The organism is Thalassospira sp. CH_XMU1458, assembly GCF_037027205.1.
In the GTDB taxonomy this organism is placed as follows: Bacteria; Pseudomonadota; Alphaproteobacteria; order Rhodospirillales; family Thalassospiraceae; genus Thalassospira; species Thalassospira tepidiphila.
In genome coordinates, this window is the sequence record NZ_JAYMDW010000002.1 from 268233 (window position 1) to 286359 (window position 18127).

9 protein-coding genes are annotated in these 18127 nt (G+C 50.4%); 5 read left to right on the top strand and 4 right to left on the bottom strand.

Annotated elements, in window-relative coordinates; all coding sequences use genetic code 11:
* The first annotated feature begins 112 nt into the window (after positions 1 to 112).
* The gene (locus WBY09_RS08605) at positions 113 to 3793 is read left to right on the top strand and encodes a YobI family P-loop NTPase (RefSeq protein WP_336232511.1); all 3681 of its coding nucleotides are present in this window, start codon (positions 113 to 115) and stop codon (positions 3791 to 3793) included.
* A 254-nt stretch (positions 3794 to 4047) separates the two neighbouring features.
* Here WBY09_RS08605 and WBY09_RS08610 read toward each other — a convergent pair whose 3' ends face one another.
* Both WBY09_RS08610 and WBY09_RS08615 read right to left on the bottom strand, forming a co-directional pair.
* Positions 4048 to 4368 carry a Dabb family protein gene (locus WBY09_RS08610; RefSeq protein ID WP_336232512.1) on the bottom strand — a complete coding sequence of 107 codons (321 nt, stop codon included), beginning with the start codon at positions 4366 to 4368 and terminating at the stop codon, positions 4048 to 4050.
* 8 nt (positions 4369 to 4376) lie between these two features.
* A complete protein-coding gene (locus WBY09_RS08615) occupies positions 4377 to 7484 on the bottom strand; it encodes an FAD-binding and (Fe-S)-binding domain-containing protein (protein ID WP_336232513.1) in 3108 nt (1035 codons plus the stop codon).
* A gap of 779 nt (positions 7485 to 8263) precedes the next feature.
* On the opposite strand from WBY09_RS08615, the gene WBY09_RS08620 reads away from it, so the two are divergent.
* The 4 genes from WBY09_RS08620 (at position 8264) to WBY09_RS08635 (ending at position 16324) form a co-directional block, all read left to right on the top strand.
* Complete coding sequence (locus tag WBY09_RS08620; protein WP_336232514.1) at positions 8264 to 9931, top strand: ShlB/FhaC/HecB family hemolysin secretion/activation protein; 1668 nt, start codon at positions 8264 to 8266, stop codon at positions 9929 to 9931.
* A gap of 14 nt (positions 9932 to 9945) precedes the next feature.
* A complete protein-coding gene (locus tag WBY09_RS08625) occupies positions 9946 to 15780 on the top strand; it encodes a two-partner secretion domain-containing protein (protein WP_336232515.1) in 5835 nt (1944 codons plus the stop codon).
* 9 nt (positions 15781 to 15789) lie between these two features.
* Positions 15790 to 16116, top strand: a complete 327-nt coding sequence (locus tag WBY09_RS08630; protein WP_336232516.1) for a hypothetical protein — start codon at positions 15790 to 15792, stop codon at positions 16114 to 16116.
* Positions 16117 to 16189: 73 nt separating this feature from the next.
* Positions 16190 to 16324, top strand: coding sequence for a hypothetical protein (locus WBY09_RS08635; protein ID WP_336232517.1), 135 nt, complete (start codon positions 16190 to 16192; stop codon positions 16322 to 16324).
* A 155-nt stretch (positions 16325 to 16479) separates the two neighbouring features.
* Here the strand turns inward: WBY09_RS08635 and WBY09_RS08640 are convergent, their stop codons facing one another.
* On the bottom strand, positions 16480 to 17280 hold the full coding sequence (locus WBY09_RS08640) for an ABC transporter ATP-binding protein (RefSeq protein WP_336232518.1): 801 nt from the start codon (positions 17278 to 17280) through the stop codon (positions 16480 to 16482).
* Between the two features lie 14 nt (positions 17281 to 17294).
* On the bottom strand, positions 17295 to 18089 hold the full coding sequence (locus WBY09_RS08645; RefSeq protein WP_336232519.1) for an ABC transporter permease: 795 nt from the start codon (positions 18087 to 18089) through the stop codon (positions 17295 to 17297).
* Positions 18090 to 18127: the final 38 nt, after the last annotated feature.

The window sequence follows — 18127 nt, forward strand, 5'->3', positions numbered from 1 at the left end:
TTCTCGCTCGAATAGCGCTGCATTGTGAGTGCTTCAAATTTTACTATTTTAGATAGATATTATAGATGGTACAAAATAAGAACAAAAAAATTAACCTGAGCTGGTCTTTAAAATGTCAGAAAATTCTAAAGTTTCTAGAGCATCTGCTGCCATCTCGAGCAGCAATTCTGTCGATAATCGCTCAGAGTATGTTGACCTTGCTCCAACGGATAAAGCCGACCCATCCGGGATCTATTCAAGGGCTTTGCTTGAAGCTACCAGCAATCCAAATGTGTTCAATATTGCTTTAACTGGGCCATACGGTTCAGGCAAGAGCAGTATCATAAAAGCGTTCCTTAAGAAGTACGCAAAGGAAACTGATTCATCAGATCAAGTGTTGCAAATTTCTTTGGCTGCGTTTTTGCCTGAAGCGCTACCAAATCGTGTTGATGTTCTGGACGACGCGCAAGATGATGCCTCGGATGAGGAAACTTACTCTTATGATAGCAAGGTAAGTAAACAGGAGATTGAGCGAAGCATTCTGCAGCAGATGCTCTATGGAGCGGACGCCAATAGGCTACCACTATCAAGGTTCAAGCGGATTCAATCTCCCGGTAAATGGCGGGCACGGCTTGTTGCATTTTTTATCGTTCTTGGAGTTTTAGCTTGTTGGTATTTGATTCAAAACCAAGCTTTGATTTTTAACAGTTTCTTCTATTTACCGTTTGGACAGATCAACTGGTTTAATCTGGGTAGCGTTGCATTGGCTGGCGCCTTCGTCTGGAAAGTAATTCAGCAAGTTTATATTAAAAGCTTGGGAGTATCATTAAAGAGTGTTTCTCTGAAGGATATAGAGCTTAAGCCAGAGATTGCTGCGGAGGAATCGATACTTAACCGTCATCTTGACGAGATTATATATTTCTTTCAATCAACAGACTATGATTTAGTTGTCATTGAAGATTTGGATCGTTTTAATAATCCGGATATTTTTGTTACTTTGCGGGAAATTAATAGCCTTATCAATGCCAATGCTGGTGTGAAAAGGCAAATCCGTTTTCTCTATGCGCTTAGAGATAATATGTTCAAGAATACTGATCGAACTAAGTTCTTCGAGTTTATAGTTCCTGTAATACCAATTATTAATAGCTCCAATTCAATCGATAAAATTATAGAACAAGAAAAGCGCTTATCTGAGTCAAAACGCCCTGACCGTCAGTTTGTGCGAGAGGTGTCAAGGTATCTGGATGATTTGCGCCTCATCCAGAACATTTTCAATGAATACACTATCTACCAAAAGAACTGGGAGGCCAGTTTAAAGGGGAGCGAACAGAAAGCAGACGACAAAGACGACGTTCTGGATCCTAATAAGCTCTTCGCGATCTTGATTTATAAGAACGTATTGCCAAGCGATTTTGAGTTGTTGCATCGGGAGAAGGGTAAACTTGCCGGGGTGTTCGGCATGCATAAATCTCTGATAGCGGAAGCAGAGAGTAGTTATAGGTCTAAAATACAAAGCCTGGAAAATCGTATAGGCGACTATGAGGACAAAGTGCCTTCGGATATTGACGAACTCCGAAAAATCTACGCAATGGCTTTGATTGACAAGCTCCCTGAAGGTCATGTGGTAGTTAATATCAAGGGTAAAGAGCTGCCTCTTAATTATCTTTGGCGGCACGAAAATTTTGAAGAGCTATTAGAACTAAGTCAAATTTCCTCACGATCACCGCAAGGTTATTGGAATGCCACGCCGATATCTGGCATCCAGAGAGAGGTCAATCCAAGAAAACCATATAAGAAACGAAAACAAGAAATCGAGGACAGGCTGGAAAATAATAGAGATACTATCTCTAATAAAATTATGGAGTTAAGAGCTGAGCTATCTAAAGTTCGAATGAAAAAGTTCAATGAACTGATTCGGGCGGATAGAAATTCTGAGGATGACGAATTTGAGAAATTCGGAGACAACAAAGAGCTTGTAAAGTTTCTCGTGTTTGAAGGTTTTTTAGATGATTCCTATTATCAATATACGTCCCTTTTCCATTCCGGTCGTCTCTCTCCGAGCGACAACAAATTTCTGATCCAAATCAGGGCATTTAATAATCCTGACCCAGGCTTCCAGATCGACAATCCGAAAGAAGTTATCGCTGCCATGCGCGCAGATGATTTTCTTCGGCATTTTGCTCTCAATGTAATTATCGTGGATTGCTTGTTTAGTCATCCAGATGAGTACGATGGAGAGATCAAGCGATTGCTCGATTTCATTTCTGATAACTTCAGTGAGTGCGATGAATTTTTTGCTTCCTACTACGAGAGTGGGAAGCGCATTCCAGAGCTGATATCAGGTTTGCTGGATGCGTGGGCTGGTTTTCTGTCTGCGGTACTTCGGAGCGCTAATTGCGCTACTCATGTTTCCACGATTTTAGCCTATCTAACGGAAGAAGATCTCAAATATTTACATGAAAAGGATAAAAGGATACTGGGTTTCCTCTCAATAAATTTGTCGAGCGTCCTCGCAGAAGGAAGAGATGTCGACCCCCATTGCATAACGCTTATTCCTTTTCAGGTTAACGATTTGGAATCTATTAAACTATATCCAGCAGTCGCTAAAGCGCTAGTAAATGCAGGACAATACAAATTGTCTATCCAGAATATCGATTTTATTTTCAAAAATGTTTTGAAGTTATCTAACTCAGATGATCTCATTATCAGGCATTATTCTACGCTGTTGAATAGTGGAAGCTCTCCTTTGATCAACAAAGTTGAAGATAACTTCGACGTTTATGTGAAAGATGTACTTCTGGAGCTGGAGAGCAATACTGAAGAAGATGTCTCCGCGATGATCAAAGTACTAGGTCATGACGAAATCGAAACCGAATATCTCGAAGTTTTCATTGGCATGCAGTCAGAGAAAGTTCCGTCACTTCATGACGTTCCTGTACGTCTGCGCAAGGTGCTGTTTGAGAAGAAAAAGATTGAGGCCACTTGGGCTAACTGTCTCGCGTTTTTGGATGATGAGAGCTCATTTGATAGAGAAGTGCTAAATGCATTCCTTCAAGAGAAAGAAATAGAAACGGAATTGTCTGCTAGTCCAATTTCTGGGGACGCTTCCACCCAGTCGCTTTGCGATTTCTTGATAAACAATGATGAATTGGAGGTGGATGTATACAGAACTTACGTCAGGGCCATGCTTGCACCAGTCGATCAGTTCCCAAAAGTAGTTGACGCAGAAAAATGGTTGATACTGATTGAGGAAGAGAAAATTATTTTCTCGGAGACTGCGTTCGACCAGTTGGACGGTTATCCGGAGCATCAACTCCAGTTCATCGAACACAACATCGATGAATACATGGAGATTATAGATGAGCTATCAGTTGACGATGACTTACGTGAGCAGCTTTTGACCTCTGACATTAAAGATGCGCAGAAGCTACGGATAGTTGGTCAAATGGATTTGACGCAAATTGAGAAGTTCCCGGAGAGAGCTTCCATTGTTGGGCAGCTATATTATCGTACTAATTCAGATATCAGTTCTTTGGATGGCTACGTTGTCCAAGCTTTGATTAGCCACACCAAACCGACTGAAGGAAAAATTGCTTTCTTAAATAGGTGGCATGAAAGCTTGTCTAAAGATCAAGTCAGAGAAGTATTACAAAGTATGCCAGAGCCATACTCAGATATCAGGCCGGGAGCGAGGCCGTTGATTCCTAAAACCGACGCAAACCTCGAACTGGTAGCGTGGTTAGCGAAGCGTAGAATCATTTCTTCTTCGAGCCCAATGTTCTCGAGAATCCGGGTTAACAATTTCAAGAGTTGAAAATTAGAGGGGACCCTTGCGCAAATTTTAGACTTCGCCTCAAAATGTTTACTAAATACTCCAAGCGGATATTGCACCTGAGCCCTTTCATAGCGGGCGACCTTGACGGCGGCAGGAGGAGACGGTTACCAGCTTTTTTGCTGGCCTGTAACATCCGTCTTCTTTTCCAACTAAGCTGTTAAAGCGCGTGCTAGGTTTCCAGAAGGCAGGTTTTGAGCTCAAAGACGCCGCCTCCGGGGGGGACTACTGCACCATTACGCAGACGCGCCGACAATCAGATCAAACACCACCAACCCGGCGACACCACCTTCCAGCAGGCCAACCAACTGCCCGCCCAAGGCCTTGTGCTCTGGATGTTCCAGATAGGCATCACGTGCCGCCGCATCGTCAAAATCAATTGAAAATCCGTGGCGGAAGCCTTGTTCCAGGCCCTCCGGGCTGACCGAAACGCCGCCGTCAAAGCCGCGCATGCCGGGGATGTGGCTTTTGAGGTCTGCCAGCTTGGCAAACAGGCTGTCGATTTCGGCCTTTGTGACCTCGGCCTTGAATTTGGTCAGTACGATGTGACGGATCATGGGGTTTCCTATGCAATAAGTTTGGCGAGGTATTCGACCGGATGCTGCGGCTTAACGCCTTCATAACGATCCACCTGACAGCGGCATGAATAGCCGGTCACCAGCATGTTTTGCGGGCCGGTGGCATCGACCTTCTTTTTCCAGCTAAGGTCATAGAGCTCGCGCGAGGTTTCCTGATGGCGGGTTTCGTGGCCATAGACGCCAGCCATGCCACAGCAGCCGGTTTTTTCTGTGGTGAGCGGAAGGCCGAACGCGTCAAAGATCTTCTGCCATTTCACGCCGACATCAGGCAGCGACGTCTTTTCCGTGCAATGGGGGAACAGGCTTGCCGGGGCCTCAGTTGCGCTCATGTTAACGCTGTTATCAAGTTTGGGCGGGGTCAGGCGGCCGTGTTCGATCTCGCCCGCCAGCCACTCATGGAACAGATGCACGCGATAATCCGGGCGGTTGCTTAGTCGCTGGGCGTATTCCTGCCGGTAGGTCAGGGTCACACTGGCCTCGATCCCGATCATGGGAATGCCGGATTTGGCGATTTTGCCCAGCACAATGTCATTTTGTTTCGCCTGATAATCAAAGCGTTTGAGGAACCCCTTCACATGCATCGCCTTGCCATTCGGGCGGTAGGGCGGCACGAAAACGCGATATCCAAGGCGTTGCAAAAGGTCGACATGCGCCAGCACCACATGGGTGTCGTAATGCGTGGTAAAGCAATCTTGCACAAGGATCACCGACTTGGCCTTTTCATCGGAACTCAGGCTATCCAACTCCGCCTGCTTGAACTTGCCAATACCGCGGGCGCGGAGCCCGGATTTGAGGCTCTGGCGATGGAGTTTCGGCAAATCGGTCAGGCCGATGAAGCGTTTGAAGATCCAGGGCATCGGCGGGATGGATTGCAACGCGTTAAACAGCCCCGGTGCCTTTGCCAGAAGCGGTGCCATGTTTTCGAGTGACGCAATCACATGATCCTTGATCGGGCGTTTATAGCGCGTGTGATAGGTCTCCAAAAACCGGGATTTCATTTCCGGGATGTCGACCTTGACCGGGCATTGCCCCGCGCACGCCTTGCACGACAGGCAACCGGCCATCGCCTCATAGACGTCATGGGAAAAGTCCCGGCCATTGATGACGGCCAGATCCTTGTTCATCGGATCGGTGCCGACAGAAAGCTGGCGGATCCATTCGCGGATCATCCCGGCCCGGCCCTTGGGCGAATGCACACGCGATCGCGTGACCTTATAGGACGGGCACATGGCATCCATCAGATCCCAGTTAAAGCACGCCCCGTTGCCGTTACACCGCGTCGCGTTGAGGTACTCATCACGCAGCGCATCCTCGATCTGGCGGTCAAACTGGCCGCGCATGGGCGCCTCGTCGATTGCGGTTATGGGTGTGTCTTTGGAATAGGGCGAGGCGATCTTGCCGGGGTTAAGCTGCCCTTCGGGATCGAACGCCTCCTTGATGCGGCGAAGCACGTCATAAAGCTCCGGCCCGAAATAGACGGGGGAGTATTCACCGCGGAACCCCTTGCCATGCTCGCCCCAAATCAGGCCGTTATAGCGTTTGGTAAGCTCCGCCACCGCGTCCGAAACGCGCCGGATGCGGGCTTGATCCTCTTCATCCATCATGTCAAGCAGCGGGCGGACATGCAGGCAGCCGACATCGACATGGCCAAACATGCCGTAATCAAGCCCCTCGGCATCAAGGAGTGCTCTGAACTCGGCAATGAAATCGGCAAGGTTTTCCGGCGGCACAGCCGTATCTTCAACAAACGGTGTGGCGCGGCGTTTGCCCTCAAGGTTCCCCAAAAGCCCCACCGATTTGGCCCGGATCGACCAGATGGCGGCGATCTGCGCAGGGTCGGTCGCCTGGACAAAGCCGATGGGTGCAAAGTCTTCAGTCGGGTTGGCCTCAAGGTAGGATTTGAATTCCGCCTGTTTGGCCGCGACCTCGGCCTCCGTCTCGCCAACGAACTCGACGACGTTAAAGCCGCGTGTCGGCGTATTGCTGTTTTCCGTGCCAAGAAGCTTTCCCAGCATGTGCCAGCTTTCATCCTGCTCGGCCAGTTTCATGACCTTGTCATCGATGCTTTCAATCGCGACCGGGTCAAACTGCACCAGCGTTTTGACGTGACGAAGGGCACTATCAAAGCTGTCATAGCGCACCACCGTGACGGCCTTGTGCTTGGGCAACGGAATGACGCGGAAGGTAATTTCCTTGACCATGCCAAGGCTGCCCTCGGCCCCGGCAATCAGGAACGACAGGTTCATGTCCCCGGTATCCGAAACCGCTTCCTTAAGGTTATAGCCGGTCAGCCCGCGGTTCATTTCCGGGAAGGTTGATTTGATCTGATCGCGGCGCGGAGCGATTTCGTCATGGACCTTTTTATAAAGCTGCCCGACCCGGTCGGCGCGGGTCATGGTGTCTTTGGCCTCGGCTGCTGTCATCGCGCGGGTATTGAAATCCGTGCCATCGATCAGCACCGTGGTCATGTCATGGATGTAATGGCTGGTCTTGCCATAAATCCGCGATCCCTTGCCGGAGCTATCTGATCCGATCATGCCGCCCACCGTGGCGCGGCTTGCGGTCGACACGGCCGGCGGGAAGAAATAGCCATATGGCTTCAGCCAGGCATTCAACTGATCCAGCACAACACCCGGTTCCACATGCACAAGCCCGCGCTCCGCATCAAAGCCAAGGATATTATTCAGGTGTTTGGAGGTATCAAGAATGATGGTGTTGTTAAGCGACTGGCCATTGGTGCCGGTCCCACCCCCCCGCGGGGTGATTTTGACCTCGGAAAACTTCTCCCGCCCCGCCAGTTCCATCACGACATTGATGTCATCACGTGTTTTGGGCTGCAGCACGGCGGTCGGCATCACCTGATAGACGCTGTTATCGGTGGCATTGATCAGGCGGGTCGGGAAATCGGCATGGATTTCGCCCTCAAACTTGCCCTCGGCCTCCAGCGTTTTAAGAAACCCCAGCGTCAAACTGTCCAGCGACCGATCCGGGGTCAGGGCTGGCAGCTTTTTGATCACGCTTTTGTTCGAAGCGTTGGTAACCGGATTGGTGGCCGGATTGGTAACCGGGGTGGCAGCCGGGGCAGGGACGGACATCAGGCTCTCTCAATACTCTTATGATATTATCATATGCTTTTATCGGGTTTTTCCGGTGCGGGCCGACGCCCCGATCTGGCATACAAACCCATTTGACCTGATCGCGATTGAATAGACAAATCGAAAATTCCGAAAGATTATTCAAAATAAGTGAATAATCAAAGCGCCGGGCAAGATGCTCAGAACCGGCCACCCAAAAGCGCGGAAATCGCCGATTTCAAATCCTCATACAATTGGTCCCGCACTGTAATTCGAAGCCCAATTTCCTTGCAACAGGCACGGTGGTTTGGGCGAGTGGAAAGCGGGGCCGTTTTGTTGTGTTTTCACCGCTGTCTCCTTTCTCCGGTTGTTTCTTTTTGCCTCTCAAATCTTCACGTTTGGAGTGGCGCCAGTTGACGAACGGTGGTCATACAACGTTCTTTGGAATTACCTCGTTGGAGTAGGTCCTAGCCGTGGAGTATAACCAACAGAAACCTATGGTTATTGTTGGCGTCTTCTTTATCAATCGAATTCAACTTTCTGTGACGCTCGTCACTTTCGATTTCTGAATTTTGTCTTAGCGAAGAAAAAATGACGCACAGTCATTTAAATCAGAAAAATCTGATGTTGCCGTTCATTTTTTGATCTGAGTGCAATCGCTAAGTACGATGAAGTCAAACGCCGTTAAATGTGGTCGGCAGACCGAACAGCCAATCCGCAAGTTTAATCGGATTAACTCTTCCGCGCGTCGATATTTTGTTCGTTGCTGCATATGGGGAGGGGGGCTGCTCTTTGCTTGCATGTCTTTTACTACGGCGCAGGCCCAAACACCATCTCAGCGTGATGAAATCATTCGCCAGCAAGACCAGATTTTGCGGCAGCAACAGGAACAGTTCCGGTCTGAGGATCCGTTGATTCCCCGTCAGTTACCTCCCGGATATGAAAAGCCGGTTCTTCCCGATATCCCTGATAGCGAAGAGAATGCACCGTGTTTCGATTTACAACATATCGAAATTGAAGGTTGGGACACAGACCTTCGACCATTGGTATCTAGATTTGAAAAGACATGTATTCGTAAATCCGACATCGACAAAATAATTGAAATTCTGACGGATTATTTTGTTGAACATGGTTTTGTGACGACAAGAGCTTATGTTCCGGCGCAGGATCTTGGTTCTGGTATTCTTAAGCTGATCGTGATTGAGGGAACGGTTGAGGATATATCTCCATCCGCAAGCGAGGCCTTAACACGCGGACAAATGCTTTCTGCTTTCCCAGGTTTGCAGGGAAAGCGTCTTAATCTTCGGGACTTTGAACAGGGACTGGACCAGATCAACCGACTGCCGAATTCTAATGCAACGGTAGAATTTGAGCCTGGTTCAGAGCAGGGGAAATCCGTCGCTGTTATCAGTAATCAGGTCGGTAAAAGCTGGCGAGCCAGCGCAGGGCTTAATAACTCCGGCAGCGAAGCGACTGGTGAATTACAGCAATCCTACGGAGGAGAAACCTATAACTGGTTTGGAATAAATGATCTGATCAGCCTGTCTTACGCTCAGGATACCGAACCCGCATCCACCCTTAAAGCCAGCAGAAGCAAGAGCGCATCTTTGTCCGTTCCGTATGGATATTGGTTGTTGTCGTTGTCTGCCAATCAATTTGACTACAGAAACCAGATAGAAGGATCGGTTCAGGATTTTAAGAGCTCAGGCAGGTCAACCACATGGCGCGCGGATGTTGATCGCGTGTTGCATCGAGACCAAACAAGTAAAACCACGCTTTCTTCCTCTTTCACTTACAAAAAAACGAAAAACTATATTGAGGATGTGCTGCTCGAAGTTAGTAGTCGTCGTCTGACCATTCTTGGACTCAACGTCAACCATAGTCGCCGTTTTGGGAAAGGTTTGGTTTCTGCGTCGGTTGGTTATGAGGCGGGGCTCAAGGTTCTTGGCGCAAAGGAAGATGATCACAGGGGTATTGACGAACCTGAAGCCCAGTTCGAGAAATACACCGCTGACCTCACTGTCATTCAGAATTTTGACGTTCTGGATACGCCCTTGAGCGTGACAACCGGTGCCCGCGGTCAGTGGAGCCCGGATACCCTTTATGGCACGGAACGCATCTCTGTCGGAAGTCTCAGTACAGTTCGAGGTTTTAAGGAAAGTTCAATCAGCGGAGATATCGGCGGTTTTATTCGCAATGAGATCGCTGTTCGTATTCCGGTTACCCAGCCCGAAGTCTCCCGAGTGGCTAGCGAAATCCAGCCTTTTGTCGGGTTTGATTATGGTGTGATTTCCCAGGATGTTTCGGAACCCCTCGAAGGTGGCCGGCTGTCGGGCTGGTCGACAGGTTTTAAAATTCGTGGACCCAACCTCAATCTCTCCCTGACATATGCCCAAGCGATTGATGCACCTTCATTCGTCAATCATCGCAATTCCGAAGTTTATTTTTCCGCCACTGTGGCGTTTTAAGGGGGGCTGGGAACATGCTCAAGTCGTTTGCTACACAAATTCTCAGCGTAACACTTAGTGCTGTCATTGTTGTCCAGCCGGTAATGGCGCAGGTTGTTGTGGATAATCAGGCTGCAGCAAACAATCAGGCCTCCCTTGATGCGGCACGCAATGGTGTGCCGATTGTAAACATTGCCAATCCGAATGGCGCTGGCATTTCGCATAACAAGTTCAAGGATTTCAACGTTGGCGTTGAAGGTCTTATCCTGAATAACAGCAGGACTGTTGGACAATCCCAACTGGGTGGCGTGATCGCGGGGAATGCAAATCTGACGTCAGGTTCTGCGCGACTGATCCTGAACGAGGTCACGGGTGCAAGCCGGTCCAATCTGCTTGGCTATCAGGAGATTTTTGGACAAAGTGCTGAATATGTTCTGGCCAACCCCAGTGGCATAACCTGTAACGGGTGCGGGTTCATCAATACACCGCGGGCAACATTCAGCACAGGTCTTCCGCAGTTCGATAGCAGTGGTGACTTTCTGGGGGTGGATGTTGATACTGGCGATGTTCTGATCGACGGGGCGGGTCTCAATGCCGCAAACGTTCCTTATTTCGACATCATCAGCCGTACCGCCAAAATCAATGCAGATCTGCATGCGAGAGATCTGTCCATAATCACAGGACGGAATACGGTAAATTATGTTTCTCGTGAGGCCGTTGCGAAATCAGATATCCCTGAGAAGCCAAATATTTCGATCGATTCAAGTTTACTTGGCGGCATGTATGCCAATCGTATTCGGCTGGTCGGTACGGAACAGGGCGTGGGGGTTAAGGTTGCGGGTGATCTTGCTGCGTCAAGCGGCGAATTGACGATATCCGCTGATGGCAAGATCAGCGTCAATAACTTGACTTCGGCACAAAATATCTCGGTCGCGTCCGCTGCGGACAGCGTTACGGTAACAGGAACCGTTCAGGCGTCGCAAACTACCCAGATCAAGGCCGATAACGCAATTGAAGTGCAGAGCCAAGCTTCTGTAAGTGGAGATCACTTGCAGATCGAAACGGCGCGGCTTGAAAATCAGGGCAAGATCAAGGGCGGTCAGCAAACTAATATTGAGACCAACCATACCGAAAATACCGGGACAATCATCGGAAATGGTGGTGTCTCTGTTGTTTCGGACACACTCAATAATCTTGGTTCCGGTCTTATCAAGTCTGATGCCGACATCATTATTCAAACTGATTTGACGAATGAGGGGGGGCTTGAAGCCGAAGGAAAACTCGATGTTGCCAGCACGAACAATCTTGTCGTTGGGGGGAGACTTGTTGGCGGTGGCGGGCTGCGGTTAAGTGCAGCAAATGATCTGACGGTCGATAGTGAAGAGGTTTACTCAGCCGGACCTGCGGAGCTGACTGTTGGTGGTCAGTTAATAAATAATGGCAAGCTTTCTATTGCCGGTGATCTTGGTGGAACAATTAAAACCCTGGTCAATAATGGCGAGATTCAGGTTTCTGAAAATCTGGCCCTGAGCGTCACCTCAGACTTCGAAAACCGAGATATCGTTTTTGCAGCAGGTGATTTGTCATTTTTGGTCGGTGACACGCTGTTTAATAACCAAGGAACCCTGATTGCCGGTGGCGATATCGAGCTGGTTGGCCTTGATGATGGAAACATGGCGTTGCTTGACAATGCCTCTGCCACGATTGAAAGCCTTGAAGGCGATATTCGGATCAAGACCGATGAGTTGCTTAATCGTAAAGTTGCTTTTTCAACATCGAGCCAGCGAACGTTTCAACAGCGTTATGCCGCCAATCAAACGACGCATCCGGGTTGTAATACAGTTCCTGGTGCTGGAATAAGCCCCGAAGGATGCGCCTATTTCCCTGGAAGCGGTGTTGCTCATGTCCCTCATCCGTGGAAAAGCAATTATACCAGCTACTACTCTACTGAAAGTAGTTCAAACGGTATTTTGGTAGAGGTTTATCAGGACGTTGTTAGTCAGGATTCTCCTGAGTCTGTTATTTCATCTGGCCGCGATCTATTCGTCACGGGCGGAACGATAAGCAACGACAAGAGCCAGATCCAAGCAGGTCGGGATATTGAGCTTACAGGCACGTCTCTTGCTAATGTTGGCGCGCAAATTACAAGAAGGCTTTACCATACAGCTTCGGCATCGAATGGCTTCACGAGATGCTATGGCGGTCCGTGCAAGTGGTTCGAGTTTACCAATGCGCGTAAACTTGTTGAATCAGACATCATCGACAGTCATGACGCACAAATCGTTGCGGGCGGAACGTTCAGTGGCTCGTTTACCGGACAGGTAAATAACACCACAATCGTTCAGGGGGCGGTCAGCCTGCCATCGGACGGCATTTCCTATGTCGATGAATTGGTCAATTCAATACCCGACCCGGCAAATATTCCTGTTACGACTGTACCGAACGGTGGTGTTTATGTGCCCCCGACACCGGGTCTTTTTACAGAAGCGCCCGAAGACCGAAACTATGTGTATGAAACGCGATTTGAACATACCGATTTCGGTACGTTCTATGGGTCTGATTATTTCTTTGATCAGATTGGCTTTGACCAATCAGTCGTTGAGGATCTGCCAAAACGACTTGGTGACGCGTTCTTCGACACGCGCCTGGTCCGCGAACAAGTTATTGCTCAAACCGGCCAACGTTTTCTGAATACTGCAGAAAATGATGCCGCCCAAATGCGTCAGCTTATCGAAGCCGCGGCGGCCCAGAAACAGGGGCTTGGCCTGAGCGTTGGCACGGCTCTGTCTGCCGATCAGATTGCGGCCCTGACCGAAAGCATCGTCTGGTACGTTGAAGAAGAGGTGAACGGACAGACAGTCCTTGTGCCCAAGCTTTATCTGGCGGGAGGCGACAAGGCAGATATAACAGCGGAAGGCGCAATTATTGCGGCCGCCGACGTCAATATTCTCGCTGATTCAATTGCCAATTCCGGGAAAATAACGGCGACCGATGACATGTCGCTTACTGCATTGGGATCGATCATCAATGCGGGCGGGACGATCAACGCAGGGAACGATCTGCGTCTCGTCGCGGCGACAGGTGATGTCATCAATATGTCGGCCACTGATCGCCTAACCGGCAGCCTTGGATATCAGGATATGTTGCTGTCCAGTGGCAAGATTGCGGCGGGCAATTCACTGTCCATTGAGGCCGGCCGGGATATTCTGAATGAGGGAGCGGATATTTCCGCTGGTGGGGATGCTACCTTTGACGCGGGTGGGGATGTTGCCTTCACGGCGACCGAGATTTCGCGCAATGTTGACTATGAGGTTCCGGGGTTCAGCCTTGAGCAACGTAGCACGCACAATCAGGGCTCCAATGTTGATATTGGTGGAAACCTTGCAATCAAATCTGGCGATAACATTACGGTTGCCGGAAGCCAGATTTCAGCAGGCGGGAACCTTGATCTTGAAGCAGATGGCAACATACAGGTCGTTGCTCTTCAGGATTACGAATACCAGCACAGCGAACGACGCAAAAGCAGTTCCTTTAACTCCGGCACGCGCGAGGCCCTGACATCTGTCATCTCGTCCCTGCAGGCTGGTGGAGCTCTGAACGTCGTTTCAAAAGACGGTGATGTTCTGATCAAGGCATCAAAGCTGTCCAGTGGGGAGCAAACCACGCTTTCGGCAGAAGAAGGCCAGGTTGCGCTGCTCTCGAACACGGATTCCCTTTACGAACATAAAATCCGCGAATCATCAAACTTCGCATGGTTCAGTAATCGCGACACCGGTCATATCGATGAAACCGTTGTGATGACGGAAATCACCGCCGATGGCGGCTTGATCGTCAATGCTGGAAACGGCGTTGTGATTGAATATCGCGATACCGGAAATCTTGAGGAATCCGTCACAGCCCTTGCTGCAACGCCTGGCCTTGAATGGATGGGCGAGATGATGGCGCGTGATGACGCCACGTGGCACGCGGTTCAAGAAGTTCATCGAAGCTGGGATTACAAGGCTGAAGGCCTGAGTGGTGCTGGTGCCGCTGTTATTGCGATTGCAGTTACAGCGATTAGCATGGGTACAGGTGCAGGAGCCGCCTTGGGCGCAATGGCAGCCCAGGGCATGGGTGCCGGGGCTGTTGCCTCCGGCGTTGTTACTGCCGCCGTCTCCGCGGGCTTCACAGCACTGGCAAGCACGGCGGCCATTTCACTGATTAACAACAAAGGCGATCTTGGTGCTGTTCTGAAAGAACTTGGTTCCTCAGCCACCTTGCGCTCCCTTGCCACCAGCATGGTCACTGCTGGCCTGACGGCTGGAATTGCGGCTGAACTCGGTATTGACGTCGGAAAAACGGCAGAAATTAGTGATCAGATTGCCTATCAGTCGATCCGGGCGCTGACAAATACCGTCGCCAATGCTGCGATCAACGGTACGGATATTGGCGATACTTTAAAATCCAATCTGATCAGTGCGGTTGCCAGCATCGCTTCCGCCCAATTGGCAACCAAGATCGGCGATCTGGCAGGTGTTGATCAGTGGAACCTTGATGAAGGCGACATAAGAAAAGTCGTCATGCATGCGATTGCCGGGTGTGGCGTTGGGCAGCTTTCCAGTCAAAACTGTGCCGCAGGTGCGATTGGTGCCGGGTTGCAGGAGGTGCTGGGCGATAGCCTTGAAAACATCAGTGATGACATCAATACCCGTATTCAGCTGGCCGGTTTGGCTGGTGCGATTGCCGTTGCCCTGACAGGCGGGGATGCCGATGCGGTTAATACCGCATCCTTCACGGCCCAGCAGGCCGCAACCTATAACCGGCAGCTTCATACCGAGGAACGGGTTGCTATCCGTAAGCTGGCGGAAGAATTGGCAGAAGAAGGCGAGTTCACTGCCGATGAATGGGAAAGCCGTTTGGGGCGGGCCGCGGCGCGGAATGTTGACGCGACCTATGCCGAAATGTTCGCCGCGGATGACGAGGCGAGCGCGATACTGGCAAACCATTTCAAAGATCAGACCTTTACAGATGAATATGGACGTCAGGTAACCTTCCTTGATCCGGATAACGCGTTCTTCAACAGGGCGCGCTACGCTGATCACATTCTGCCGAATGCAGATTTCTACGAAGCGGTTCTTGCGCCATCGTATCCCGACAATGCTGTTCCCGCAGCCTTCCGGGCCTTGACGGAGGCTGCCTTTGATCCAGACCTTGGTAGCGAACCCGCGAAAGCCCAGCAAGATGTTCTGAACGGGCTGACATATATTTCCGAACAGACCACTGTTCAGCTTGACGAACTGCAACAGGCTATCTTCTCGGGCGAATTCCGCGGAGATGATTTGCGTTATGCCCTGCAGATTTTGGATGATTTTACGCAGTATCAGAATTCTGTAGACGGCCTCGTCAAAACAGTCCGGGCTCAGGGGGTTCGTGCCGGTGTGGTTGAGCCGGACTACATTGAGAATATCAAGGATATAGCATCTGTCGCGGCTGTGCTGGCTGGGTCCGCAACACGTTTGACCTCACTGGCGTCCGTTCGCGCGAAGATCAATAAGAATTGGTCGAGTGGCGGGCCAAATGGTACAAATAAGGGGCTGCCTGATAACGGTATCGATTACAGTGCGATTTCAACCGCGTCGAACGGACAGAGAGTCTCACCGACAAACCTGCAAGAACAATCATTATGGACTGGTGTTGTTGAAAACCCAGCTGCTGGCAGAGTGCTGCAAAATCTCAATAATGATCCAAGGTTCCAAGCTTCTGACGGTTTCCAGAAAATGGAAATGACAACGGTTAGTGAGACAGGGCAGCGGGTCACGATCCATTATCAATATAACTCAAATACAGGTCAGCCATATGATATTAAAATTGTTTACCCTCTCGGCGGGTAAGATATCCTCATGAAGATAAGAGAGAGATATACCAAGTTTACTCAGGAAGTTTACGTGGTCTATTGGGCGGAATTTCAGGGAAAGAGAGAAAGATATCACTGCGTCATTCCCGAAGATGGTTATCCGGGCTTTATTAGTGTGCCTGAATCAGAATGTGATTTAGTAGATCCCTCCCTGGATGGACTCGTCATAACAAACTTAGGTGAAGGCCGGGACGTGTTAATGAACCCTGTTCTGGCTGATGATAATTTTCTATACCAGAGATTGATTGATCATGATCCTGATGCTATGCGCGAGTTTCTCTATCTTCTGTCATCAAAACCTGCAACCAAGTAACTTCTAAGGGAGAAGAGGTAGGTTTATTTTTTTTGAGAATGAAGCCTCTGTCGAAAATTCAAGCGGCGATGATATGTCGCTCAATGCCAAGGGCAACATCGCGATTGCCGGCCAAGGGGCCGAAAGCGTCGCCAATATAAACATTGCCACCTTTGCTGGGCTGGGGTCGGCTCAGCTCAGCTCAGCTCAGGAACAGTGCCACAGCTAACACAACTTCTAGCACTCGGGAGCGGTGGATTTCTGCATTTCAATGGAATCGGGAATGTGCGGAGGTTGCTGTGAGCCGCACATTCCCTGTGCCTGAGCCTGTCGGGTGGTGGCAAGTCAGGCAGGTGTTTGTTTTGCCGTGCTTTTTTGACGGCTTTAGGCCGATTTGCGCTGGTTGGCGGCGTCTTCGGCTTTGATCGCCTCGTCATGCATCAGCGACAGGATGGTGCGTTTGTAATCCATGAATTCCGGGCTGGTGAGCGCATCGATATGGCGCGGGCGTGGAATGCTGATATCAAGCGACTGCTTGATCAGGCCGGGACGGGCGGACATCACATGGACTTCATCGCCAAGGAAGATTGCCTCGTCAATGTCGTGGGTGATGAAAAGCACCGTTTTGCGGCGGCTTTGCCAGACATCAAGCAGGAGTTCCTGCATCATCTGACGGGTCTGGCTATCAAGCGCGCCAAACGGTTCATCCATCAACAGAATGCGCGGATCATTGGCAAGGGCCCGGGCCAGCGCCACGCGTTGGCGCATGCCACCCGAGAGTTCCTTGGGATAGGATTTCTCAAACCCGTCAAGATGGACCGCCTTGATCAGATCATCGGCGATGTCTTCGCATTCGGATTTTGAAAGGCCCTTGAGCTTCGGGCCGAACATGACGTTTTCACGAACCGTGAGCCAGGGAAACAGGGTGTAGCTTTGAAACACCATGCCGCGATCGGCTGACGGGCCGTTGATCGGCTGCCCATCGAGTTCAAGCCGCCCGGATGTCGGGGTTTCAAGCCCGGCGACAAGACGCAGCAACGTGGATTTGCCGCAGCCCGACGGGCCGACAATGACGGAAAAGGTATCGTTGGAAACATCAAGCGAGACGTCATCAAGGGCCAGAACCGGTGGTTTGCCCTTGGGTTCGAACCGTACCGTGATGTCACGAAGGGAAAGCATGCTCATGACTGTATCGCCCCTTAAAAATCGGCAGACCAGGGCAGCAAACGCCGGCGTGCCCATTTAAAGAAGAAATCGGTGATCAGGCCCAAGATGCCGATGGTAAAGACACCGAGCAAAATCACATCGGTAAACAGCCCGCGCATGGCATTGAGGATCATATAGCCAAGGCCGGTATCGGCCGCGACCAGTTCGGCCACCACAAGATAGGTCCAGGCCCAGCCCATGGTGACGCGGAGGTTATCCATCACACCGGGCATGCAGGCCGGCACCAGAACGCGCGTCACAACCCGCGTGCGATCCGCACCCAGCGTATAGGCACAATCAATCAGATCCTTGGAAATCCGGGCTGAAACATCGGAAATCAGAATAAGCTGCTGGAAAAAGGTGCCGAGGAAAATCACCATGATTTTCTGTTCGATCCCGATGCCGATCCACAGGATCAAAAGCGGGATCAGGGCCGAAACCGGGATATAGCGCATGAAACCGGTGATCGGTTCAATCAGCGCCTGCACCGCCCGGAAGCTGCCCATCAGAATACCGATCGGCACGGCAAAGATCGAGGCCAGGATAAAGCCCGACAGGATGACAACAAGGCTTGCCCACATATGTTCAAACAAAGACATATTGGCCATGCGTTTGATGCCGGCTTGAACCACCTCATGCGGGGCGGCAAGGAAGTCCCGGGGCGTGATCCCGCCATAGGTGAGCAAGCACCACAGGGCCAGGATAACAGCAACCGAAATCAACGACAGGGTGACATAGGTTCCCTTGTCGATATCGGTCTTGGGCGAGAAGAGGGATCTGGTCCACATGATGCTTGCTCTTTTTAAGTCTTGAACGTGGTGACGTT

Coding starts and splice junctions, on each gene's coding strand:
- WBY09_RS08605 (WP_336232511.1), top strand. CDS start 113: ATGTCAGAAAATTCTAAAGTTTCTAGAGCATCTGCTGCCATCTCGAGC.
- WBY09_RS08610 (WP_336232512.1), bottom strand. CDS start 4,368: ATGATCCGTCACATCGTACTGACCAAATTCAAGGCCGAGGTCACAAAG.
- WBY09_RS08615 (WP_336232513.1), bottom strand. CDS start 7,484: ATGTCCGTCCCTGCCCCGGCTGCCACCCCGGTTACCAATCCGGCCACC.
- WBY09_RS08620 (WP_336232514.1), top strand. CDS start 8,264: ATGTCTTTTACTACGGCGCAGGCCCAAACACCATCTCAGCGTGATGAA.
- WBY09_RS08625 (WP_336232515.1), top strand. CDS start 9,946: ATGCTCAAGTCGTTTGCTACACAAATTCTCAGCGTAACACTTAGTGCT.
- WBY09_RS08630 (WP_336232516.1), top strand. CDS start 15,790: ATGAAGATAAGAGAGAGATATACCAAGTTTACTCAGGAAGTTTACGTG.
- WBY09_RS08635 (WP_336232517.1), top strand. CDS start 16,190: ATGTCGCTCAATGCCAAGGGCAACATCGCGATTGCCGGCCAAGGGGCC.
- WBY09_RS08640 (WP_336232518.1), bottom strand. CDS start 17,280: ATGAGCATGCTTTCCCTTCGTGACATCACGGTACGGTTCGAACCCAAG.
- WBY09_RS08645 (WP_336232519.1), bottom strand. CDS start 18,089: ATGTGGACCAGATCCCTCTTCTCGCCCAAGACCGATATCGACAAGGGA.